We start from the raw sequence: 23388 nt of genomic DNA on the forward strand, positions 1-23388 counted from the left end.
AAGTTGTTGAGACTATCTGCAGAGTTGAAACAAGTGAGCAGAGTAGGTAAGGGGATTTTCTTGTTTATTTTTTAATGGCGTCATCTAGGCTAAGTACAGTAAGTGCGTTCGCATAACTGGTGGCAAGGGTATCGATAGCACCGGTGCGTAGTGCTCCCAAAATACCTGCCGCTTTGGTCGATTCGCTGGCAATGGCAATAACATTTGGGATCCGCAATAGATCATCCAACTGCAACCCAATGACTCGCCCCTGCATTTTGGTTGTCGATTCTTGACCGTGAATATCGATAAAGTCATACCCCATCATGTCGCCAACCGTGCCATTCAATCTTGCTTCTGCAATCTCTTGTGGAGAGAACCAGCCCATTCTCACCATGTTGGAATCTTCGCTCATATCGCCAATGCCCACTAAGGCAAAGTCGGCTCTTCGTGCCTTATCCAGCGTTTGTTTGACTGTGCTGTTTTTAAGTAACTCCTCCATTAGTGTCATATTTTGAACAAATGCAGGGGCATAGAGAGATTGGCTTTTGCCGCCAAACTTACTCGCTAAGCGACGACATATATGATCTGGATTAATCAACTCTCCCGCTTTAAGGGAGCCACCAATGGCACACACAAATGTGCAAGACTGCTGCTTTTCAGCGAACACATTGTCTGCGACCGCAGCGACGTTACGCCCCATTCCGACAGCGACGACGCTTTCTTCTTCCAGTTGGCTGGTAAAGTAGTCAGAAACCAATGCGGCCACTTCTTTTCTTTGTATATCTGGGTTGGCGTAGTCTGGTGCAATTAGGGCGCGCTTTATGCCAAATTTTTCAATTAAGTTCTGCTCAATATCATTAAGTTGAGCGGGGTGATGCTTCACGCGAACGTCCACAATGCCTTCTGCATGTGCCCTTTTTAGCAATCGCCCCACTTTCATTCTAGAGATATCAAATTTGCTGGCGATGGCTTCCTGAGTTTCACTTTCGATGTAGTAAAGCGTCGCTATTTCTGTCATCAACTGAAATTCAGAGGTGTCGTTCGGCATGGTTTATTCCTTGAACTATGCATATAGTCAGAGTCTAACAAAATCGTATTTCCAAGTAACGTCGCATCTCTGGGTTTACGCATTAGCTATCCCCATTTAATGAATAACCTTGATAGTATTTTTCCAGAGCGTCTCTGGTCAGCTCTAATGAGATCTTGGCGTCTTTTCCTCGGCGGAACATTAAGGCGAGATAAAGCAAATCAATTAGGTACAACTGGCAAGCACGCCCTTCTAGAAAGTCGCCATACAGAGGGACTTGCCTTGGGTTGTGATTGTGCCATGTCAGCAGTGTATGATCTGCGCTTTGCCCCACTTTGGAGTCTTTCGAGCTGGTGATGGCAATGGTGCTTGCCCCATTGATTTTTGCTTGGGTCAATGCCTTCGCAACGGTTTCAGTTTCGCCTGTGTGGGAAATGCCTATCATCACGGCATCTGGTGGCAGTGTTGATGCCACAATGGTTTGGGTGTATCCATCGCAATAGCTGGTGGCATCAATCCCTATTTTTAACAGTAAGTGCACGGCTTCATCGCAAATCTCAGCCGCGCCACCGACACCGACGAGTACCACTTTACTGGCATTGTGAATGGCATGAACAGTATGTTCCAATTTCGTGTAGTCGAGGTTTTTTTGAGTCATCCCCAAACCATTAATCAATGCGTTCATCAGCTTTTGGCTCAACACCACTAACGAGTCTTTTTCAGATAGCTCGCTAGGAATGTTGGGAATGGTATTTTCTTCCGCAATACTGCTTGCTGCCGCCATGGAAAGCTTTAGATCAGAATACCCTGCGTAGCCTATAGAACGAGTGAACCGGCTGATCGTTGCTTCACTAATTTCTAGTTTGTCTGCGAACTCGGTGATCGAGTAATTCAGCCGCTTGCCTAAGTGGCTCAAAATAAAATCTGCGACCAATTTTTCTGATTTACGCAGCTTTTCGTAATTTGAGTGGATTCTTTCTACCAGCTCTGTGCCTGCCTGTTTGTCCATCTATTGTCATCTCATTCCGTCATTGGGCGAAGGGCTCTCGATCTTTCGAATAATCGTTAACTTTGAAAGATCAATCACTCCTATAAACACAAAAAATAAAAAATGTAAGTAATTTTTAACATCAATAATCCTATGTAACTACTAGTAAGTCAATTTTCAACACCACAGCATTTTAAAATTAAATAGTAAAATAATTTTCATAAAATGTGATCATTCTCTGGTTGAGAGTGTTAATTTCATTTTAATCATGTAGTTATGGTTGTTTTCCTTGGTTCACATTGAGTTTTTATATTCTTAGTGTGTGTGTTAATTGCTTATATTTTATACATTTTAATTGATTTTAAAGTTTGCTATTTTCCATGTGTAAAATTATTTACATTTAAAATTGTACGATCTATAGTCAATTTCATATCGAGAAAACGACACGGAAAATAAGATTAGGTAACGAAATGGACGCGAAGAAAATACAGGTAGATACGCAGGTCTCCAGTGAGACGTTGAAAAAAATTTTCACAAGCTGCTACAAAACGCGGTTGTTTGAAACTGAAGGGGTCAAACTGTATCGCCAAGGTCATGTTAGAGGGTATTTCCATCCATACCTTGGGCAAGAAGGCATCGCCGCTGGTGCGTGTGCAGCAGCTATCCCAAATAAAGATTACATCTCTTCCACCCATAGAGGGCATGGGCACTGTATCTCATGGGGAGCCGATGTGAAGCGTATGCTCTCGGAGCTTTTGCAAAAGAAAGAAGGGTATTGCAAAGGGTTCGGTGGCTCGATGCACATTGCGGATATTCAATCCAACAACCTAGGTGCTAACGGGATCGTAGGGGCAGGTACTCCAATCGGAGTCGGCAGTGCGCTGGCCAATCAGGTGAAGGGAAGCGATGCGGTCACCATTATTTTTACGTCCGACGGTGGCGTGAATAACGGTACGTTTTTAGAAGCACTAAACCTTGCAGCCATTTGGAACCTCAATGTCGTGCTTATTATCGAGAACAATCAATACGCAGTATCAACGCCAATTGAAGATTCCACACGACAAACAGAGCTGTACCGCCGAGGTGAAAGTATTGGTGTTCCAAGTTATGCGGTGGACGGTAATGATCCGCTAGCTGTCTACACATTGGTCTCGGAGGCGTGCGAAATATGTCGCGCCGGAAAAGGACCGGTGTTGATTGAAGCCAAAACTTATCGCCACTCTGGTCACCATGTGAATGACCCTGGCACCTACATGCCCGAAAGCAAACTTCAATATTACAAAGACAAAGACCCGGTGATTTCTGCTCGCAACAACTTAAAAGATTTTGGGGGATACTCAGAAGAACAAGTTACCTCCTTGGAAGCTGAGATTGAATCGGAATTGGAAGAGGCTTTGTCATTTGCTTTAGCGGGAACGCAAGTCTCGGTGGAAGAGTTTGAGCAGACCATCGTGGGTTATTAATTGCGTCCACGTGGGTGAATAAGTGAACCACGCAAACCGATTTATAGGAATAAAACATCAAAGGAGAGATGGTTTTGGCTAGCAGAGTAATTATGTACCGAGACGCGCTGCGCGAAGCTCTCGAAGAAGAAATGGAAAGAAACAGCGACGTGTTCATTATTGGTGAAGGCATCGCAGAACGAGGCGGTTCCTACAAAGTGACAGAGGGGCTACTTGATAAATATGGAGAGCTGCGAGTTCGCGATACCCCTATTTCAGAAGCCAGCATGATTGGTGTGGGAGTGGGTGCCGCTATTTCAGGGGCACGACCCATCGTGGAAATTCTTTACGTTGATTTTGCCATGCTGGGTATGGATCAAATTGTTAATCAGGCTGCTAAATTCCGCTTGATGACCGGTGGTTCTGGTCATGTTCCATTTGTTCTGCGAACTCAAGGTGGAGCCGGCGGTGGGGTTGCGGCCCAACATTCACAAAGTTTAGAAGCACTGTTTTACCACATTCCTGGGCTAAGAGTTGTCATGCCTTCAACACCTTATGACGCAAAAGGGCTATTAAAACACGCCCTAAGGCAACCAAATCCCGTCATGTTTATTGAGCACAAACATTTATACATGGCCAAAGGCGAAGTGCCAGAAGGTGAGTACGAAATTGAGTTTGGTAGTGCTGATGTGAAGCTAGCGGGATCGGATGTCACTTTGATTGCTTGGTCGAACATGGTGCCTCGCTCTTTAGAGGTAGCGGAAGAAATGGCGAAAGAAGGCATTTCTGTCGAAGTGATTGATCCAAGGACGTTAGTGCCTCTCGATGAAGAAACCATTATCAATTCTGTGAAGAAAACGAACAGAGTCATCATTGTGCAAGAGGCCGTACGTCGAGGCGGTGTGGCGTCAGATATATGCTCCATCATCCAAGACAATGTCTTTTATCACCTTGATGCACCCATTGAAATAGTGGCAGGGCTTAATACGCCCATTCCATTCAATCTAGAGTTGGAAAAAGCCTCCATTCCGCAAAAAGAGCAGATTCGTGAAGCCATTTTGAAGGTGGCGAACAGCACCGTTCAAAGTGAGGCGGGATAGATAAAACGTATAGCCGTATGTAAAGCGTTCGATTTTACAAGACGAAGAGCGATTAGCTTAACAAAACGCGAAACGATCAGTTTAACGCTATGCGGAACGACTAATAGCGGAAGCAAACGAATGAACAGGGAAGTGAAATTATGGCGACTCCGGTATTGATGCCACAGGTTGGTCAGGATCTGGAAGAAGGCACGTTAACAGAGTGGATGATAGAAGTCGGCGACACTGTCAAAAAAGGCGATATTGTTGCCGTGGTTGAATCTGAAAAGGCATCGTTTGAAGTTGAAACATATCAAGAAGGGGTTGTGCTGGAACTGCTTTATGAAGAAGGCGATACCACCACAGTGTTAGAACCCATTATGTTTATTGGGGCACCCGATGAAGCGAATAATGAAGAGAAAGCACAAGCGGAAACCACGCCTGTCGCCGCAGTTACTTCTTCGACAGAAAACGACACAAAAGCCAAGGAAACCTCGCACCTAAATACAGTGACATCGGTTAATCATGGTCAGTTAGGAGCATCACCTTTGGCGCGAAGGATGGCTGCTAATCGAAATATTGATTTAGCCTCTGTCAGCGGCAGTGGACCTGGAGGGGCTGTGCTGGAAAGAGACTTGGCCGATGCAGAGCCGAGCTCTGGTAAAGATTATGGCAACCAGCCTTACTCCAAAGTTCGACAAGTTATTGCGGACAGATTGACGGAATCGAAGCAGACCAAACCTCACTTTTATCTGCGCACGGAAGTAGATGTCACGGATTTACTGGCGAAGCGTAAAGCGTACAACCAGTCCAATGATGACAACCTTTCGATTAACGATTTGGTGATTTTCGCGGTCTCTCGTCAATTAAAACACCATGGCAAACTCAATTCGCATGTGTTTGCCGACCGTTGCACGCTTTTGGAAGATATTCATATTGGAGTGGCGGTGTCGGTTGATGACGGATTGTTGGTTCCTGTTATTGATCATGCTGACCGTAAATCCTTGAAAGAAATCAATCAGGCATCTCGCGCTCTGGCTGAAGGTGCGCGAAAGGGAGTGAATAAATCCAAATCCCGTGGTTCATTCACCATTTCGAATATGGGGAAATGGGGCGTTGAACTTCTCCCAATCATCAACCCACCAGAAGCGGCCATTCTCGGGGTGGGCACCATCAATAAACGCGCTTGCAGCATTAATAACGAACTGGGATGGCGTGACTTTATGGTATTGACGCTATCGGCGGATCATCGAGCAGTCGATGGCGTGTACGGTGCCGAGTTTATGATGAAGTTGAAGGAAAGTATTACCGCTTTGGATATATAAATTTTATGAACGTATGAATTACGCCGAAGCGCGGAAGTGATTCGGCATCAAGATAGACACTCTCTGAGGAGAATTAATTATGCCTTTAATCTCAATGAAGCCAATGCTGCAAGATGCGAAGCGAGACGGTTATGGCGTTGCTGCCTTCAACATTATTGATTACAACAGCGCACGCTCTGTGATCAGCGCGGCTCAGGATCTGAACTCGCCTGTCATTGTCCAGCTTTCCGTTAAAACCATACGCTTATGGGGATACGACGCCATTGCATCATGGGTAAAAAGCCTAGCCCAAAACGTGGATGTGCCAGTGGCGTTGCACTTGGATCACTGTGCTGATCTAGATGTGATTCAGCGCTGTATTGATGCCGGTTGGACGTCGGTTATGTTTGATGGTTCGGACATGCCTTTTGAAGAAAACCTATCGATGACATTGAAAGCTTACGACTTGGCGACACAGGCCAACGTAGCACTAGAAGCGGAGTTGGGGGCGATTGGTGGCGTGGAAGATGACAAAGTTGTTTCCCTCGAAAGCGCTATGCTGGCGGATTTTCAGGAGTGTTTGCAATTCTGCGCCGAAATGCCTGAACTAGCCGCGTTTGCACCAGCGATTGGCACGGCTCATGGACAGTATAAAGGTGAGCCCGTCATTGCTTACGATCTTCTCGAAAAGATCACGGAAAGCATTGATACCCCAATTGCATTGCATGGCGGTACTGGGTTAGCCGATGCACAGTTTGAACGCTGCATTCGATCTGGCTGTGCCAAAGTCAACATTTCTACCATGCACAAGCATCAGTTCATCGAAGGGTTTGTCACTTTTGCCCTGAAAAAACCAGGAGTCAAAGAGCCCATCCCCTACATCGAGTCACAGTACTTGATGCTGAAAGATGGGGTGGAGTCGATGATTTCAAAATTTGGTTCTCAGCAAAGGGCAGATTCATGGACGCACTGATTTTTGATTGCGACGGTGTTTTAGTCGACACCGAATGCGATGGGCACCGAGTGGCGTTTAATCAAGCATTCCAAGAGAAAGGCTTACTGGATTACTGGTCGAAAAGCCAATACGAAGAGCTGCTCGGTGTTGCTGGTGGTAAAGAGCGCATGTCTCATTACTTCAATGCCGTCGGTTGGCCAGAAGTCTCCATTAGCCGAGATGAATTCATAAAGAACTTACATCAGTTAAAAACGGCGATCTTTATGGCACTGATTGAATCAGGAGAACTTGCGCCAAGACCCGGGGTTAAGACCTTGATAACAGAAGCGTATGAGCGAGGTATACCGTTAGCGGTGTGTTCCACATCGAATGAGAAAGCCGTCAAAACGGTGGTGAAAAATTGCGTTGGAGAAGAGATCGCCAAAAGTATTCGAGTTTTCGCTGGGGATGTGGTCTCCGCTAAAAAACCCGACCCCGCCGTTTATAGGTTGGCTGCTGAAAAAATGCAGCTTTCTCCTAAGCGATGTTTGGTGGTTGAGGACAGCAATATCGGTATGCGAGCGGCGTTAGGTGCTGGGATGAATTGCCTAGTGACAAAATCCTACTACACCGAAAATGAAGATTTTAGTGGTGCAAACCGTGTCGTGAGCGACCTATCAGAGGTGGATTTAACTCTTTGCTATCAACTAGTGGGTGATGAATGAAATGAGACCGTTAGATAGATAATCAATCTGATTGCGACTTGTTTGTGCGCCAAATTAGGAGACACGACGAGTCACATGGGCTTTTCCGAATATGTGCAGGATCGGAATCAACACTATAGGACGTAGTGGTACTTGAATTAAGGAATTGAACATGAAAAAGCGCATCAACAAAGGTGTCAGCGAATCTGATACTCCAAAAACAGAACCAGTTACACACGAATCCGTTACACATGGAGCCAGTGATGATCTCTCCCCGATAGGGTTGTCTCGTCGAAGAATGATGCAACTGAGTATGGGGACGGCTGTCGCGGTCGCGACCATGGGACCAGCCACATTCAGACCTGCGATGGCGGCCTCGGGCAAGAAATTAAAATTTGCTGCTGCGCTAGGCTGGACAGCCTTTGATTCAGGTGCGGCCTTACACCAAGGGTACAAAGATGCCGTTGAACAACTTGGTGGCGAACTCACGATTACCGATGCAGGGTTTGATCCGAAGAAGCAGACAGAGAACATCGACGCCTTCATTACCAGTAAACCTGATGCATTATTCATCACCCCTGCCGATGCGGCAGCGATAGCACCCGCCGTGCAACGTGCACTTGATGCAGGAATTCCTGTTTTTGCTGGGGACAGCCAAGTGCCAGGGGTTGCCGTTCACAGTACCGCGATGTCGAGTAACTACTCCATGGGTTGGTTTACTGCCGAATGGCTCGCAGAGCAGATGGGGGGCAAGGGCAAAATTGCCATTGTAACCTTACCGCAAAATGAAAGTTGGGATCAGCGCACGCTGGGTATGGAATGGGCATTGCGCCAGTACCCCGGAATTGAAGTGGTCGCCAAATGGGCGTTTAACTTTAACGCCAGTACGACACCTCGCCAAGCTGTCGATAACATGCTGACAGCGCGAGACGATCTGGATGCCATCTGGTGCGCTTGGGACGGCGCGGCTATCGAAGGTGCCCTCGCTGTTCGAGCCGCAGGGCGCAAAAACATTTTCCTTACCGGTATTGATGGCGGTCCTCAATCCTTCGGATATATCAGTGGCGGCTCTGCATTCAAGATGAGCTGCGCTCAAAGCTTCTATGAAATGGCCTTTTCTAATGTGTTTTATGCCCACGAATACGCTGCGGGCAGAAACATACCTCGTTTGGTGATTACACCTTGCTACAAAGCGACAGAAAACACTTTGCAAGGGTTAGGGGAAAAAGCCGCCGACTATGACAGACCCGGTCGAGCGAAAGAACTGGGTTGGGTACGAGTCGTTTAACTGGAGAGTAATATGAACAGCAACGTTATTTCGATGTCAGGGATAGACAAGAAATTCGGTTCTGTCACTGCCCTTGATAATGTGGATTTTGAACTCAGGAAGGGGGAAATTCACGCACTGCTTGGAATGAATGGGGCAGGGAAGTCCACGCTCATCAAGATCTTGTCTGGTATTTACCAGAAAGACGCAGGGCAGATTGAAATTGAAGGGCGAGAAGCGGATCTCGGCTCCCCTAGTGCATCGTTGCAGCAGGGCATCGTTTCTGTACAGCAACATCCCGAAATGATCGATGATTTTACAGGGTATGAAAATATCTTTTTGGGAAGGGAAAACAACACCTTCGGGCTTTTCTCATTGTTCAGCAGTGATGATCTCAAGCGACGAGCCGATGAGTTGCTGGAAAAACTGCCCATTCCAGTCAATCTGGATAAAACCATTGCCGAAATGAATCCGGTGGAAAAGGAAGCCACCGCGATTTTGCATTCAATGGTCAATGACAAAATCACCGCCCTTATTTTAGATGAACCGACCTCGACTTTGACAGAAAAAGAAAAGCTGCATCTGTTTGAGTTGATGTCGATCCTTAAATCTAGCGGTGTATCCATTATTTACATTACTCACCGCCTTGAAGAGGTGGAACAGATAGCGGATCGCTTCACTGTGTTTAGAAATGGCAAAAATGTCGGTTGCCATGATGTGACACAAGAAGCGTTGTCTCCGGCCGCCATTGCTGAGCTGATCCTTGGAAAATCGGTCGCAAATTTGTTTCCACCAAAATTGGAACAGGCATGCGGCGATGAAGTGTATTTAAAGGTGGATAACCTCTCTTTTGACTCATTTCATAATGTCTCCTTTGACGTCAAAAAAGGTGAAATTTTAGGCATTTTTGGCTTGGTTGGTTCGGGTATTGATCATTTGTCTAAAGTGATATTTGGAGCAAGAGTCAAAGGTGGCGGCAGTATTTATGTTCGTGGTAAAGAAGTGGCGTTCGAAACCACTCAAGACGCATTGAATCATAAGTTGTTTTTACTTCCCGGTAACCGTTTGAAAGAAGGGTTAGTACTGGAAGAAAACGTGGTGTTCAACATTTCACTGGCCAACCTTGACCGAGCATCTTCGGGTATGGGCGTACTAAATTCAGAACAAACACATGAAGATAGCCTTGAACTGGTTAACTTAACGGAACTTCATCCCGCGGAATTGGACGAGGCCGCAAGTAACTTTAGCGGCGGAAACCAGCAGAAAATTGTGATGTGCAAAGGTCTGTATGCTGAGGCAGAGATTTATGTGTTTGTGGAACCCACAATTGGTGTCGACATCGGTGCTAGAGCGACTATTTATCGCTTGCTGAGAAAGCTTTCGCAAACTGCGGCGGTTGTCGTGATGTCATCGGATTGTGATGAAGTGCATGGCGTGTCGGATCGTATGTTTGCTTTATACAAAGGTGAGCAGGTATCGGAACCCGTGAGTGACATCAGTAGAGATGAGCTGTTGATTGCTGGCATATCAGGGGAGTACCGAGTATGACCAAGACTAATGCTAAGAAAGCCGCTTTTATTCGAGTTGGGCTGTATTTAATTATCGTCGCTTTCATCACGTTGACGTTTTATCTACTTGAACCAAGGTATGTTACTACTTCTAACATTACCGCTGTTTTACGCCATTTAGCGGCAACAGGCTTGGCCGCATTAGGGCTAACGTTTGTGGTGGTTTTGAAGAAGTTTGATCTCTCATTCCCTGGCGTCATCTCATTTGTGGCGATGACAATAGGGTTTGGTATCGCAGCGGGTATTGACTTGTATTTGGCGATCTTAATCGGGCTCGTCGTTAGTGTCGCATTTGGGCTGATAAATGGTTATGCGGTCAGCTATCTCAAGTTACCGGATATTGTGACTACCATCGCGGTTGGGTCGATAGCCGGCGGCGCTGCGTTCTTATTTAGTGGGGGACCGTCTATCTTCCGCAACTTCTTTACGTCGGGCTTGCTCGATATCAACGACGGACGCTGGTTCGGAGTGAACTATTCCACTTATTTATTGGTGGCGGTGTATGCGTTGTCTTGGTTCTATCTGCACCGTTCTCGCTTCGGCAATAGCTTGTACGCGGTTGGGTATAACGAAAAGTCGGCATTTTACTCTGGAGTAAACGTACGCAAATACGTCTGTATTGCCTACGTGATCTGCTCCACTCTAATGTTGTTTTCTGCCTTGTTGGTGATCGCTGAAACTGGCAAATCAGAACCTATAGCGGGTAATGGATTTTTAATGCCTGCTTTTGCTTCTGTTTTCATCGGTATTGCATTTTTTGGTAAAGCCTCAGTACTGGCCACTCTTGCTGGGACGGTGTTGATTTCCATGGTTTTGAACGGGTTTACTCTGATCAATATTCCTTACTACTGGAGTGATGGTGCCACCAGTATGTTGATGTTAGTGGGCAGTATTCTATTTAGCCCTGACACCCGAGAAAGAGTGACAGGGTGGGTCAAGGCACGAATCCGTCTTGTTTCCCACGCTTAGATTTCACAGAGAAGAGGTTTTTGACCATGAGTAACAGTAACAGAGTAACCACTTGGATGATGAAATATGGCGTGCTGGTGGGGCTGTTTATCCTTCTGTTTGGGTTTGCCTTTGTCAGACCGAATATCCTTTTGCCACAGAACATCACCACTATTTTCGCAGCCGCCAGTATCTCATTTATTATGTTTGCAGGGGTGACATGGATTTTCTCTATAGGGGAAGTCGACGTTAGTTTCACCAACATTGCTGCGCTTTCCAATGTCGTGACGGCCTGGTCGGTTCAACAAGGTATGGCGTGGGGTACGGCCATTCTGGCGGGGCTAATGGTGGGTGTGGTGTTTGGTATTTTAAACGGTGTATTGGTTGGGTATTTGCGCTTGTCGTCATTGGTGACCACGATAGCGACGGGTGGGCTGACTCTCTCTATTGCGAAAGCTATTGGCGCAGGCGCATCTTTTCGGATTGACGATACAGGTTTCATGGGCGATTTGGTGAATGCGTCGTTTGGCATTTTCCCTGTCACCATGCTTTTGGCGCTGCTTATTGCGTTTGTCTTATGGGTGTGTCAGGAAAAATTGCTTCTGGGACACTATATTTATGCACAAGAGTCCAATTATAAAGCGGTTCATGAAGCGGGTATTCCGGTCAAAAAGCTGAATGTTTATCTATTCTTATTTGCTGGCGTCATGGCGGCGTTGTCGGGGTGTTTTATCGCGGCGAGCTTGTCTTCTGGGCAACCCGGTATCGGCAATTCTTATTTTATCGATGGGCTAACAGCCATATTTCTGGGCAGCTTAGCGTTTAGGCAAGGTAAAGCTAATGTCTTAGGCACATTAATTGGAGTCTTGATCCTCACGGTATTAACCAATGGAGCGGGTTTGTCTGGTTGGGCTAATTATGAAAGGGATATGGTGAAAGGGGGGCTGTTACTACTTGGGGTATTCGTGCTGATCCGCGGAGGACGCATTCACGCGCTAAAGCCTAAAGATAAACAGCCTTACGAAGCCGATAAGTCGGTGCTTTCGTCAAAATAAAGCTTTTGTCACGGAATAAAGCTTTTGTCACGGAATAAAGCCAAGGTCACGGAATAAAGCCAAGGTCACGAAATAAAGCCAAGGTCGACAGACACTAAGGACGGTGCAAAATGCAAAATACGAGTCGATTCGATGGTCGAACGGCCATCATAACTGGAGCCGGAAATGGTATTGGGCGAGCGTGCGCACTCAAACTGGCGAAGGACGGTGCAAAGGTCCTGATATGTGATATTAACGACAAAGGGCTCGAAGAAACTCAGGCACTGGTTGAGGCCGAAGGTGGGTATTGCCAATTACAGGCATTCGATATCTGCAATGAAGATCAGGTATCTGAATCGATTGGACGTTGGGTGTCTGAATTCAAAGTGGACACGTTAATTAACTGCGCAGGGATCGTGCAGGAAAGCAGTTTTGTTGATATCTCGCTTTCCGAGTGGGAGAAAGTGTTTTCTGTCAATCTCACTGGGGTATTTCTGGTGACTCGTGCTGTTATCCCGTCCATGTTGGAAAACCAATTCGGCAAAATCGTCAACATCTCTTCTCAGTCGGGTATTTTCGGCAGACCAAGGCGCGTGGCGTACAGTGCCTCTAAGTTTGGTTTGAATGGATTAACACAGGCGTTAGCGCTGGAACTGGCTCCACACAATATCAACGTAAATGCCATCTGCCCCAGCCGAATCGAATCGAAAATGACCGAAGAAATTCTGGAATCTCGGGTTGAAAGCACCGGTGAAGACTACGCCTCCGTTCGTGCAAAATACGAGAAAAGCGTACCCATTGGTCGTTTAGGAACACCCGAAGATGTCGCCTCTTTAACCGCTTACCTAATCAGCGACGAGTCGTCCTACATTACAGGCCAGTTCATTTCGTCATCGGGTGGTCGCTAAGCGATCTTTGAGCAGACGTTATCTTGTTAAAGGAATAAATGGATATGAGCGCAGACAACAAGGCAGAACCTTTGGTTATGGGGATCGATGCCGGGACGGGTGGTTTAAGAATTGGCGTATTTAATGCTAAAGGTGAATGTCGATACCTGCGAAACCAAGATTATGCCACTTGCTTCCCCAAGCCCGGATGGGCAGAACAGAGCCCCGAAGATTGGTGGAGTGCATTGGTAAACTCCGTTCAAACACTGTTTTCGGAATCCGACATTAAGCCTGATCAGATCCGCGCCATAGCAGTGGATGGAACCGCAAGCACGGTGGTCTGTGTGGGTGAAAATGGTGAATCCATAGGACCTGCTATTTTATGGATGGATGCCCGTGCCAGCGATCAGGCTGAGAATATCTTTCGCACCGGACATCCGGTTTTAGAGCGCTCCAGTGCTGGCGTAAGTTCTGAGATGATGTTACCCAAGTTGTTATGGCTAAAAGAGAACGATCTAGAGCGCTTCGAGCAGTCCCGCTATTTTATGGAAGAAGTGGATTATCTAACGATGAAACTCAGCGGTGTTCCAGCACTGAGTATCAATCACATTACGCATCGATGGTTTTACAACCCGCGTACTGGAGGCTGGCCCCATGACTTTTATCAACATATTGGGCTCGACAGCATTGTAGAAAAATTTCCAGAACGCGTGGTGCCGATGGGAGAGTCGGTCGGCAAAATTTCCGCAGAAGTTGCTGAGTTAACTGGGTTATCTCCCGATACTTTGATCTCAATGGGGGGCTGTGACGCTTACGTAGGAATGTTAGGACTCAATGCCGTAAGAGAGAATCAAGCCGCATTAATCACGGGATCTTCCCATGTGTTTTTGCCTGTGTCAGACAGCACGACGCCGATTAAAGGGGTATTTGGACCTCATCCAGATTGTGTGATCCCTGGTTTAACGGTGTATGAAGGGGGGCAGGTTTCGAGTGGCTCGATCATTAAATGGTACAACGACAACTTCATTCACGAAGCGATGTTTGACAACCCCGGATTACCAGAAAAAAACACAGATAAGTTGGAGAAACTGACTCAAGAAGCCAAACAGATCTCGATTGGGTCTGAAGGGTTAATTGTATTGGATTACTGGCAGGGAAACCGCACGCCGCATACCGACTATAAAGTTCAAGGTGCCATTTGGGGGCTGACGTTGAAACACAGCAAAGCCCATGTGTATCGGGCGATTTGTGAATCTATTGCCTACGCAACAGAAAGTATGCTGACTCGGCTTCGGAAAAACGGTGTTCACATCAATGCTATGTATTTTGGGGGCGGGTTCTCTAAAAGCGATTTCAGTTTGCAGCTTCATGCCGATGTCAGCAACGTCGATATTTACGTGCCTGAGTTTACGGAAGCAACCGTACTTGGGTGTGCTATTTGTGCGGCTAAAACTGCAGGGTTTTATGACGATTTAGTCACCGCTTCCGACAACATGGTTACCATCAACAAGGTTATTAAGCCTAACCCGAAGTCTCACCAAAACTATCAATTCTATTTTGAACTGTACGAAAAAACGTACGACGCAATGATGCCTCTTATGCATGAGATGGCGGAGCGACCGGATTCCGAAAGTACATAGAATCCGAACGATATCTAATTGAAATAGGTCAACAGACCATCTACGCGAGGCATACATGAAAGCGCTAGTAAAAACTCAGTCAGGCGTTGGGCACCTGAGGTTATGTGACATCCAAAAACCCGCTCCACTCGCCAATGAAGTATTGGTAAAAGTCAAAGCAGCAGGAATATGTGGCACCGATCTTCATATCAAAAAAGATACGTTTATTAATTTTCCACCCGTGACTTTAGGGCATGAGTTTTCAGGGGAGATTGTGTCTGTTGGAGAGGCGGTGACCGGCTTTCAGAAAGGAGACCGCATTGTGTCTCAGCCTCACAAAGGTGGGTGTGGACATTGCCGTTATTGCAAAAATGGTCAGGTCGAAATCTGCCCAGACAAGAAAGCCATTGGTTATAAGATTGATGGCTGTTTTTCAGAGTTTATCTGCATGCCAGCCACCTCATTACACCGAATACCCGACTCATTGTCTTTTGAAGAAGCTGCACTGGCAGAGCCGCTTGCCGTTGGGGTGAAAGCGGTGTTAGAGCGCAGCAAAGTCGAGCCTAATGATGTCGTTGTGGTGTTAGGTTGTGGCGCGATTGGGTTACTTGCCGCTGCGGCAGCCAAAGCCAGTGGAGCCAGAAAGGTTCTGGTGACTGGAACAGATAACGACCTTGATGTTCGGTTAAGAATCGCGAAAGAGATGGGCATGGACGATGCAATAAGCGTTCAGCAGGTGGACATCAAACAGAAGGTTGCGGAATGGACACATGGGCTAGGTGCCGATCTGGTCGTGGAAGCCAGCGGCGCACCAGCGGCGATTCATCAAGCGTTCGATTTGGTGCGTCGGGATGGTCGAATCTGTGCCATAGGGTTAACCGGAAAGGACTCAGTACCCGTGCCGTGGAATCTGGCGATGCACAATTCGGTGACCTTATCTTGCAGCTACAGCACCAGTTGGACCAGTTGGGAAACTGCGATTGATTTGCTTGATTCGAAGCGAGTCAATGTTGCCCCTTTAATGTCCGGGACCTATTCATTGCAGGACTTTGAGAGTGCTTTTCAGCAGCTAGAAAACCTGCAAGCGGTTAAAAACCTGTTCGTTTTCTGAGAGTTTGAGGGGGTAGCATGAACAAGAGTGAAAAGTTGCTGATAGGTGTTGATAGCAGTACCAGTGCAACCAAGGTGATAGTGTTTTCTATGTCGGGGAAAATCATTGCTGAAAGTGCTCATAGCTACCCTCTTATTATGGAAAAACCGGGTTGGGTTGAGCAGAAAGCTGACGATTGGTGGAATGCGTTTATTGCTGGGTGCCAGGAGGTGATGCGTCACCCAGATGTGGATGCGAGGAAGATTGCTGGCATCGGTATTACCCATCAAAGGTTCACTTTTGTTCCCGTTGATTCAGACATGAAACCGCTTCGAAATGCTATTTTGTGGAATGACATTCGATGCAGTGAAGAAGCGGAATTTGCTGGAAGAGAAATTGGTGCGCAACAGATATTCAGTAAGACAGGGTATGCACCAGGGCAATGGACTTTGTACAAAGCTCTTTGGCTAAAACGCCACGAACCCGACCTTTATTCACGCACGTTTAAACTGATGCTGGTACAAGATTACTTGGTTTACCAACTTACTCGCCAATTGGTTACCCTTAGCGGTGCAGCAACCATGACAGGTGCCCTCGATATCGAAACTCCGACTCAATGGGCCAGCGAAATTATTGGTGCTCTAGGCGTAAGAAAAGACATATGGATTGATACGATCTTACCCGGTTGCACTATTGCGGGAGCCGTCACGAAAGAAGCTAGCAAGATAACGGGGCTGAATGAAGGAATTCCCGTTGTGGTGACGGCCGGGGATCAACCATGTGGCATTCTTGGTGCGGGTGTTACGGAACCGGGTGAGATTGGTATCAACGGTGGTACATCTTGCACCAATGAAATGCTGGTGAAAAGTTTGCCCTCCCGAGATCGGCAAGATTACATTATTGAACTCAGCCCTTCTGGTAACTATGTGATGGAAAATTACATCTCAAGCGGTGGCTCGGCACTGATGAAGTGGTATAGAAATAATTTTTGTTTGAGTGGTAATAACGAAGAAGTGTGCCCTGATTGGAGTGATGTTTATCTGTCTGCGGAGCGAAGCCCCGTCGGGAATAGTGGCATGATGATTGTGCCGTATTTTCAGGGAGCAAACGGGCCTTATTGGGATTTAAATGCACGCGGGATGGCGTTCGGGCTTCACACTGAACATGGTCAACCACAGATGGTTCGCGGAATCATGGAAGGGCTGGCTTATGAGTCGAGACGGCAAGGGGAGCTGATGGAAGTGGGCGCGAAAACGGTAATAGAGCAGATTAAAATGTACGGCGGTTCTGCCCGAAGTGATGTTTGGAATCAGATTTTCGCCGATGTGTTTAATAAGCCCTTATTGGTCCCTGATACGGCAGAAACCACAGCATTGGGTGCCGCGATAAGTGCTGCTGTCGGTTGTGGTGAATACAACGATTGCAAGTCAGCGGCAGATAAGATGGTGTCAGTAAAGCGCTGCTTTAACCCGATTTCGAAGAATGTTGATATCTACAATGAGTACTATCAAAAGGTATATTTGCATCTCCATGACGCAGTGAAAACCTTATCCAAAGCCAATGCTCAAATCACGTCGAATCTCGTTTAAAAGTCTAATGACAGGCACTAATAGAAGAAACGGCTTTGCCCCTGCATTTTGAGTTGGTTTGAGTATAAACTAAACACAGAATCTCAGCACAATGTAGTCAGCTCATGCCCCCACTTTTTGATACCCATTGCCATTTCGACTTTGACGTGTTTTCTCATACCGATGCAGAACTTGCATTGGCTAAGCAATCTGGTGTTGAGCGAATCTTGATTCCTGCTGTTGGCTTGGTTAACTGGGATAAAGTGAACGAGCTTGCTTCTAGCCACCAAGAAATTTACTTCGCATTAGGGCTTCACCCTTATTTCATCGACCAACATCTGGATACGCATTTGGAACAGCTGGACAGCAGGCTCCATGATCGTAGTAACAAATGTGTCGCTGTAGGTGAGTGTGGATTGGATTTTTATTCCGGTAACGATACCCAACTAAAACAAGAAGCACTGTTTTTGGGGCAGATTGAATTGGCAAAACGACATCAACTCCCATTGATTCTTCATCAAAGAAAATCACATCAATTGATGGTGTCGATGCTTAGAAAATCGCAATTTGATGGTGGAGGAGTGATTCATGGTTTCAGTGGTAGCTTTCAACAAGCCAAGGATTGGATTGATCTAGGGTTTGCGATTGGGGTTGGTGGAACAATTACTTATCCAAGAGCTCAAAAAACACGCAATACGGTCACTAAATTACCCCTCGATTCCTTGGTGTTAGAAACCGATTCACCCGATATGCCTATGAATGGATATCAAGGAAAGCCAAATCACCCTGAGTACTTACCTCTAGTCTTGGAATGTCTTGCGGAGCTCAAAAAAAGAACAAAGCAAACGATTGCGCCACAGCTGTGGAGTAAAAGCAATTTAGTGTTCGGAATTTGTGAATAAATCGCCATATTCACTGAAAGTTCCGCGAGCATACGTTTGCTTTGTGTGATTGTTGTCACAATTTATAATGATACAAGAGTGAATAAGGCACGAATTTGTGACTATGCCATTACTTTATTTATAGCGGGGTGATTATAATGCCCACGCTTCATATAAGCGCCAATTTGTAACACGCCAATAAATAACTAATAAGGAAGTCATAAACTATGAGCCTGTTTATGAGCCTCGTCGGTATCGTTGTACTGCTAGGAATTGCAGTACTGTTATCCGGCAACCGCAAAGCAATTAATTTCAGAACAGTGGGTGGTGCTTTTGCTATCCAATTCGCACTCGGTGCTTTTGTTCTATACATCCCTTGGGGTCGTGATCTTCTGGCTGCATTCTCTGCAGGTGTTCAGAATGTGATCGACTACGGTAAAGACGGAACAGGTTTCCTGTTCGGTAGCTTAGTTAACTTCTCTGTTGACGGTATTGGCTTCATCTTTGCTTTCCAAGTTCTACCAACGCTAATCTTCTTCTCAGCACTTATCTCCGTTCTTTACTACGTAGGTATCATGCAGTGGGTAATTAAGATTCTTGGTGGTGCTCTTCAAAAAGCATTGGGCACATCTCGTGCAGAATCCATGTCGGCAGCAGCTAACATTTTTGTAGGTCAAACAGAAGCGCCTCTAGTCGTTCGTCCTTTCGTTCCTAAGATGACTCAATCTGAGTTGTTTGCGGTAATGTGTGGTGGTCTAGCATCTGTAGCGGGTGGTGTACTAGCTGGTTACGCTTCAATGGGTGTACCTCTAGAGTACCTAGTTGCCGCGTCCTTCATGGCAGCACCTGGTGGTCTTCTGTTCGCTAAAATCATCATGCCTGAAACTGAAAAGGCAAAAGATGACATCGATTCTGATATCGATGGCGGCGACGACAAACCAGCTAACGTAATTGATGCAGCAGCAGGCGGCGCGTCTGTTGGTCTTCAGCTAGCACTAAACGTTGGTGCAATGTTATTGGCATTCATCGGTCTTATCGCTCTAGTGAACGGCGTTCTTGGTGGCGTTGGTGGCTGGTTCGGTATGCCTGAACTGACTCTAGAACTTGTCCTTGGCTGGGTATTCGCTCCTCTTGCATTCGTTATTGGTGTGCCTTGGGAAGAAGCGACACTTGCAGGTTCATTCATCGGTCAGAAGATTGTTGTAAACGAATTCGTTGCTTACTTGAACTTCACACCATACATCGGTGAAGGTGCGAAAGTTGTAGCGGAAACTGGTCTGCCAATGTCTGAGAAGACGACAGCAATCATCGCATTTGCACTGTGTGGTTTCGCGAACTTATCATCTATCGCGATTCTACTTGGTGGTCTAGGTAGCCTTGCGCCTTCACGCCGTCACGACATCGCTCGTATGGGTGTGAAAGCTGTAGTTGCAGGTACGTTATCTAACTTAATGGCAGCGACCATCGCTGGCCTATTCTTATCTTTCTAAGTGTAAAGAGAAAGATTATATAGACGCCACGAAAACCAACCCCGTAGCAAGAGATTGCTGCGGGGTTTTTTTGTTTTAAGCGGACTGAATTTTTTGAGATACAAACCGTTTGCGTCACATGGAATGCTATTGTTTTGAACAAATAGAGCGTATTGTATAGAACGTGAAAAGGTCAGACCTTTGCAGGAAGCAAAGAGACCAGAATTTGTGAAAAACGTTAGCCACGACTTAGGCATCAAAACTTAACGTTGTGCCATAGACCTTATGGGTACTGTGCGGTGACAGGGATAGCAATTGAACTCGACATCTCGCCTTCTAGTAAAGCGAAAATGAATGAGTTCAAGTCTTCAGGGAACCAAGTCCGTTCATGTTGTGATGAGTTACCAAACTCACTTACTAATTGAATAAACTGATCGGAGATAGAAATGAGCGATTTAAAAGCAGCAGCTCTACGTGCACTTAAACTGATGGATTTGACTACGCTGAATGATGATGACACAGATGCGAAGGTGGTTTCGCTATGTCATAACGCAAAATCAGCAGTCGGCAACACGGCCGCCATCTGTATTTACCCTCGCTTTATTCCTATTGCTAAGAAGACACTGCGCGAGCAAGGTACACCAGATGTTCGCATCGCGACCGTTACCAACTTCCCACACGGCAATGACGACATCGATATTGCGGTTGCTGAAACTAAAGCAGCAGTCGCCTATGGTGCTGATGAAGTTGACGTTGTTTTTCCATACCGCGCACTGATTGCAGGTAATGAGAAAGTCGGCTTCGAACTGGTTAAACAGTGTAAAGAAGCGTGTGGCGATATCCTTCTTAAAGTGATCATTGAAACAGGTGAACTTAAAGAAGAAGCATTGATCAAGAAGGCGTCTCAAATTTGTATTGAAGCGGGCGCTGACTTCATTAAAACCTCTACGGGTAAGGTGCCTGTCAATGCCACTCCTGAATACGCGCGTATGATGCTGGAAGTGATCCGCGACATGGGCGTAGCAGAAACCGTTGGTTTTAAACCGGCTGGTGGTGTTCGAACTGCGGAAGACGCAGCAGCATACCTAGCAATGGCAGACGAGATCCTAGGTGACAACTGGGTGGATGCTCGTCACTACCGCTTTGGTGCATCAAGCCTGCTAACCAATCTACTGAATACATTAGAAGTAACAGACAAAACGGCTGATCCAGCCGCTTACTAATATACTCGTCATATTTGGAGTATAAGAACAGCAAGATCTGTTTGATTGTGGGCGATGTCCTCTCGCCCGCATTCAGCCTCTATTCCCTACAAAGCCGGACCAATAGAGTCCGGTAGGAACTGACAATGTATTTACCTCAAGAAATTATCCGTAAAAAACGTGACGGCGAAGTGCTGTCTGCGGAAGAAATTCAATTCTTTATCCAAGGTGTTGCGAAAAGTGAGGTGTCTGAAGGGCAAATTGCTGCGTTCGCGATGGCCATTTTCTTTAATGAAATGAGCATGCCCGAACGAATTGCGCTGACTTGTGCGATGCGAGATTCCGGCATGGTCATCAACTGGGACTACATGAACTTTGGTGGGCCTATTGTCGATAAGCACTCCACTGGTGGCGTGGGTGATGTGACGTCTCTTATGCTTGGTCCAATGGTGGCTGCGTGTGGCGGATTTGTACCCATGATTTCCGGTCGCGGGCTTGGTCATACCGGTGGCACGTTGGATAAGTTAGAGTCTATTCCTGGTTACAACATTACGCCAAACAACGATGTGTTTGGTGACGTAACCAAAGATGCTGGTGTGGCGATCATCGGTCAGACAGGGGATCTCGCGCCAGCCGATAAGCGTGTTTACGCTACCCGTGATATCACGGCAACGGTCGATAACATTTCCCTGATTACTGCTTCTATTCTGTCTAAAAAACTGGCTGCTGGTCTGGATTCACTCGTGATGGACGTAAAAGTGGGTTCCGGTGCGTTTATGCCGACTTATGAAGCGTCGGAAGAACTGGCGAAATCAATTGTTGCAGTAGCCAACGGTGCTGGTACTAAAACGACGGCCATCCTTACAGACATGAATCAGGTGCTTGCGTCTTCTGCAGGTAACGCAGTAGAAGTACGTGAAGCGGTGCAGTTCCTGACAGGTGAATACCGCAATCCACGTTTACTGGAGATTACGCTAGCACTGTGTAGTGAAATGCTGGTACTAGGCAAGCTTGCTGACGATACCGAAGATGCGCGCAAAAAGCTGATGGCAGTCCTAGATAACGGAAAAGCGGCTGAATGCTTTGGCAAAATGGTGGCTGGCTTAGATGGCCCTGTCGACTTCGTTGAAAACTACGACAATTACCTCGAAAAAGCCGAGATAATCAAACCGGTTTATGCCAAAGAAAACGGTGTTGTCTCTTCGATGGACACCCGAGCGATTGGCATGGCAGTCGTGGCGATGGGCGGCGGTCGTCGCGTAGCAACCGACAGTATCGATTACGCGGTTGGCTTTGATCAATTCATTCGCCTTGGTGAAGTCGCAAGTAGCGAGAAGCCACTAGCGGTGATCCACGCACGTACTGAAGCTCAGTGGAGTGAAGCGGCGGACGCCTTGCACAAAGCCATTAAGGTTGGCGGCGAATATCAAGAGACGCCAGATGTGTATCGCCAGTTCCGCTCACAAGACGTATAGAAAAATCTCTTTATGGAAAAAAGCCTTTCATGGATAACGAAATGAACCGTGCTTTTTTTCATTTTATTAACTCATAATTAGAGCGCAGGCAAAGGTGTTACCGAACGTAAATTGGGTTGATCTCATTGCGCTATAAACGGTATTTTTGCCTGCATCGAACGTTTATTACTTTTATAAGGACCACTTCAATGGCTACTCCTCATATTAATGCTGAAATGGGTGCATTCGCAGACGTTGTATTAATGCCGGGCGATCCGCTACGTGCCAAATACATCGCAGAAACATTTCTGGATGACGTTGTGCAAGTCTGCGATGTTCGCAATATGTTTGGTTACACCGGTACTTACAAAGGTCGTAAGATCTCTGTTATGGGACACGGAATGGGTATCCCTTCGTGCTCCATTTATGCAACAGAATTAATCAAAGATTTTGGTGTTAAGAAAATCATTCGTGTGGGCAGCTGTGGTGCAGTAAACGAAGACATCAAAGTGCGCGATGTGGTTATCGGCATGGGCGCAAGCACGGATTCGAAAGTAAACCGTATTCGTTTCAAAGGGCACGACTTCGCGGCAATTGCGGATTACCAGATGGTAAAAAATGCTGAAGAAGCAGCGAAAGCTCGTGGTATCGATGTGAAAGTCGGTAACCTGTTTTCAGCAGAGCTTTTCTACACGCCTGATCCAGAAATGTTCGACGTGATGGACAAATACGGAATCGTTGGTGTAGAAATGGAAGCGGCGGGCATCTACGGCGTATGTGCGGAATACGGTGCAAAAGCACTGACTATCTGTACGGTGTCTGACCATATAAAAACCGGCGAGCAAACCACTTCAGAAGAACGTGCAACAACGTTTAACGAGATGATTGAGATTGCGTTAGATTCTGTTTTACTTGGCGACAAGTAAGTCAGAAATAGCAGA

Annotated in this window: 20 protein-coding genes; 18 read left to right on the forward strand and 2 right to left on the reverse strand. The window is 46.5% G+C overall.

The features are described 5' to 3' along the window. Positions 1–64: 64 nt before the first annotated feature. On the reverse strand, positions 65–1030 hold the full coding sequence (locus tag VPNCDNU1_RS17280) for a sugar-binding transcriptional regulator (protein WP_104401464.1): 966 nt from the start codon (positions 1028–1030) through the stop codon (positions 65–67). 82 nt (positions 1031–1112) lie between these two features. Continuing rightward, positions 1113–2018, reverse strand: a complete 906-nt coding sequence (locus VPNCDNU1_RS17285; protein WP_104401465.1) for a MurR/RpiR family transcriptional regulator — start codon at positions 2016–2018, stop codon at positions 1113–1115. 449 nt (positions 2019–2467) lie between these two features. Between VPNCDNU1_RS17285 and VPNCDNU1_RS17290 the strand changes: the two genes are divergently transcribed. The 18 genes from VPNCDNU1_RS17290 to deoD all read left to right on the forward strand — a co-directional run bounded on the left by VPNCDNU1_RS17290 (position 2468) and on the right by deoD (position 23373). After that, a complete protein-coding gene (locus tag VPNCDNU1_RS17290) occupies positions 2468–3460 on the forward strand; it encodes a thiamine pyrophosphate-dependent dehydrogenase E1 component subunit alpha (RefSeq protein ID WP_104401466.1) in 993 nt (330 codons plus the stop codon). Positions 3461–3528: 68 nt separating this feature from the next. After that, positions 3529–4539: an alpha-ketoacid dehydrogenase subunit beta gene (locus VPNCDNU1_RS17295; protein WP_104401467.1), complete on the forward strand. Its 1011-nt coding sequence runs from the start codon at positions 3529–3531 to the stop codon at positions 4537–4539. Between the two features lie 140 nt (positions 4540–4679). Further along, positions 4680–5843: a dihydrolipoamide acetyltransferase family protein gene (locus VPNCDNU1_RS17300; protein ID WP_104401468.1), complete on the forward strand. Its 1164-nt coding sequence runs from the start codon at positions 4680–4682 to the stop codon at positions 5841–5843. Positions 5844–5922: 79 nt separating this feature from the next. Further along, positions 5923–6795, forward strand: a complete 873-nt coding sequence (locus VPNCDNU1_RS17305; protein WP_104401469.1) for a class II fructose-bisphosphate aldolase — start codon at positions 5923–5925, stop codon at positions 6793–6795. Further along, positions 6783–7481: an HAD-IA family hydrolase gene (locus tag VPNCDNU1_RS17310; protein ID WP_104401470.1), complete on the forward strand. Its 699-nt coding sequence runs from the start codon at positions 6783–6785 to the stop codon at positions 7479–7481. Before VPNCDNU1_RS17305 ends, VPNCDNU1_RS17310 begins: the two co-directional genes overlap by 13 nt. Positions 7482–7632: 151 nt before the next feature. Beyond that, complete coding sequence (locus VPNCDNU1_RS17315; protein ID WP_104401471.1) at positions 7633–8748, forward strand: sugar ABC transporter substrate-binding protein; 1116 nt, start codon at positions 7633–7635, stop codon at positions 8746–8748. A gap of 12 nt (positions 8749–8760) precedes the next feature. Then, positions 8761–10275, forward strand: coding sequence for a sugar ABC transporter ATP-binding protein (locus VPNCDNU1_RS17320; RefSeq protein ID WP_104401472.1), 1515 nt, complete (start codon positions 8761–8763; stop codon positions 10273–10275). After that, the gene (locus VPNCDNU1_RS17325) at positions 10272–11264 is read left to right on the forward strand and encodes an ABC transporter permease (RefSeq protein ID WP_104401473.1); all 993 of its coding nucleotides are present in this window, start codon (positions 10272–10274) and stop codon (positions 11262–11264) included. The genes VPNCDNU1_RS17320 and VPNCDNU1_RS17325 overlap by 4 nt, the downstream gene beginning before the upstream one ends. A 26-nt stretch (positions 11265–11290) precedes the next feature. Continuing rightward, positions 11291–12298: an ABC transporter permease gene (locus tag VPNCDNU1_RS17330; protein ID WP_104401474.1), complete on the forward strand. Its 1008-nt coding sequence runs from the start codon at positions 11291–11293 to the stop codon at positions 12296–12298. A gap of 110 nt (positions 12299–12408) precedes the next feature. Beyond that, positions 12409–13185 carry an SDR family NAD(P)-dependent oxidoreductase gene (locus VPNCDNU1_RS17335; protein ID WP_104401475.1) on the forward strand — a complete coding sequence of 259 codons (777 nt, stop codon included), beginning with the start codon at positions 12409–12411 and terminating at the stop codon, positions 13183–13185. A 44-nt stretch (positions 13186–13229) separates the two neighbouring features. After that, entirely contained in the window at positions 13230–14804 is a 1575-nt protein-coding gene (locus tag VPNCDNU1_RS17340) for an FGGY-family carbohydrate kinase (RefSeq protein WP_167404818.1), read from the forward strand. 55 nt (positions 14805–14859) lie between these two features. Further along, the gene (locus VPNCDNU1_RS17345; RefSeq protein ID WP_104401477.1) at positions 14860–15894 is read left to right on the forward strand and encodes a zinc-dependent alcohol dehydrogenase; all 1035 of its coding nucleotides are present in this window, start codon (positions 14860–14862) and stop codon (positions 15892–15894) included. 17 nt (positions 15895–15911) lie between these two features. Continuing rightward, entirely contained in the window at positions 15912–17462 is a 1551-nt protein-coding gene (locus VPNCDNU1_RS17350) for a xylulokinase (RefSeq protein WP_104401478.1), read from the forward strand. Positions 17463–17566: 104 nt separating this feature from the next. Next, positions 17567–18343 (forward strand): TatD family hydrolase, encoded by a 777-nt coding sequence (locus tag VPNCDNU1_RS17355; protein WP_104401479.1) that lies wholly within the window; start codon positions 17567–17569, stop codon positions 18341–18343. Between the two features lie 206 nt (positions 18344–18549). Then, positions 18550–19812, forward strand: a complete 1263-nt coding sequence (locus tag VPNCDNU1_RS17360; RefSeq protein ID WP_104401480.1) for a NupC/NupG family nucleoside CNT transporter — start codon at positions 18550–18552, stop codon at positions 19810–19812. Between the two features lie 425 nt (positions 19813–20237). Beyond that, a complete protein-coding gene (gene deoC / locus VPNCDNU1_RS17365) occupies positions 20238–21014 on the forward strand; it encodes a deoxyribose-phosphate aldolase (RefSeq protein ID WP_104401481.1) in 777 nt (258 codons plus the stop codon). Positions 21015–21139: 125 nt separating this feature from the next. Then, entirely contained in the window at positions 21140–22468 is a 1329-nt protein-coding gene (gene deoA / locus VPNCDNU1_RS17370) for a thymidine phosphorylase (RefSeq protein WP_104401482.1), read from the forward strand. A gap of 188 nt (positions 22469–22656) precedes the next feature. Beyond that, positions 22657–23373, forward strand: a complete 717-nt coding sequence (gene deoD, locus VPNCDNU1_RS17375; RefSeq protein ID WP_104401483.1) for a purine-nucleoside phosphorylase — start codon at positions 22657–22659, stop codon at positions 23371–23373. The last annotated feature ends 15 nt before the right edge of the window (positions 23374–23388 follow it).

The organism is Vibrio penaeicida (genome assembly GCF_002933855.1).
GTDB classification, from domain to species: Bacteria; Pseudomonadota; Gammaproteobacteria; order Enterobacterales; family Vibrionaceae; genus Vibrio; species Vibrio penaeicida_A.

Bases quoted from the DNA above. Each gene is read 5' to 3' on its own strand.
- VPNCDNU1_RS17280 (WP_104401464.1), bottom strand. From the start codon at position 1,030: ATGCCGAACGACACCTCTGAATTTCAGTTGATGACAGAAATAGCGACG.
- VPNCDNU1_RS17285 (WP_104401465.1), bottom strand. From the start codon at position 2,018: ATGGACAAACAGGCAGGCACAGAGCTGGTAGAAAGAATCCACTCAAAT.
- VPNCDNU1_RS17290 (WP_104401466.1), top strand. From the start codon at position 2,468: ATGGACGCGAAGAAAATACAGGTAGATACGCAGGTCTCCAGTGAGACG.
- VPNCDNU1_RS17295 (WP_104401467.1), top strand. From the start codon at position 3,529: ATGGTTTTGGCTAGCAGAGTAATTATGTACCGAGACGCGCTGCGCGAA.
- VPNCDNU1_RS17300 (WP_104401468.1), top strand. From the start codon at position 4,680: ATGGCGACTCCGGTATTGATGCCACAGGTTGGTCAGGATCTGGAAGAA.
- VPNCDNU1_RS17305 (WP_104401469.1), top strand. From the start codon at position 5,923: ATGCCTTTAATCTCAATGAAGCCAATGCTGCAAGATGCGAAGCGAGAC.
- VPNCDNU1_RS17310 (WP_104401470.1), top strand. From the start codon at position 6,783: ATGGACGCACTGATTTTTGATTGCGACGGTGTTTTAGTCGACACCGAA.
- VPNCDNU1_RS17315 (WP_104401471.1), top strand. From the start codon at position 7,633: ATGAAAAAGCGCATCAACAAAGGTGTCAGCGAATCTGATACTCCAAAA.
- VPNCDNU1_RS17320 (WP_104401472.1), top strand. From the start codon at position 8,761: ATGAACAGCAACGTTATTTCGATGTCAGGGATAGACAAGAAATTCGGT.
- VPNCDNU1_RS17325 (WP_104401473.1), top strand. From the start codon at position 10,272: ATGACCAAGACTAATGCTAAGAAAGCCGCTTTTATTCGAGTTGGGCTG.
- VPNCDNU1_RS17330 (WP_104401474.1), top strand. From the start codon at position 11,291: ATGAGTAACAGTAACAGAGTAACCACTTGGATGATGAAATATGGCGTG.
- VPNCDNU1_RS17335 (WP_104401475.1), top strand. From the start codon at position 12,409: ATGCAAAATACGAGTCGATTCGATGGTCGAACGGCCATCATAACTGGA.
- VPNCDNU1_RS17340 (WP_167404818.1), top strand. From the start codon at position 13,230: ATGAGCGCAGACAACAAGGCAGAACCTTTGGTTATGGGGATCGATGCC.
- VPNCDNU1_RS17345 (WP_104401477.1), top strand. From the start codon at position 14,860: ATGAAAGCGCTAGTAAAAACTCAGTCAGGCGTTGGGCACCTGAGGTTA.
- VPNCDNU1_RS17350 (WP_104401478.1), top strand. From the start codon at position 15,912: ATGAACAAGAGTGAAAAGTTGCTGATAGGTGTTGATAGCAGTACCAGT.
- VPNCDNU1_RS17355 (WP_104401479.1), top strand. From the start codon at position 17,567: ATGCCCCCACTTTTTGATACCCATTGCCATTTCGACTTTGACGTGTTT.
- VPNCDNU1_RS17360 (WP_104401480.1), top strand. From the start codon at position 18,550: ATGAGCCTGTTTATGAGCCTCGTCGGTATCGTTGTACTGCTAGGAATT.
- deoC (WP_104401481.1), top strand. From the start codon at position 20,238: ATGAGCGATTTAAAAGCAGCAGCTCTACGTGCACTTAAACTGATGGAT.
- deoA (WP_104401482.1), top strand. From the start codon at position 21,140: ATGTATTTACCTCAAGAAATTATCCGTAAAAAACGTGACGGCGAAGTG.
- deoD (WP_104401483.1), top strand. From the start codon at position 22,657: ATGGCTACTCCTCATATTAATGCTGAAATGGGTGCATTCGCAGACGTT.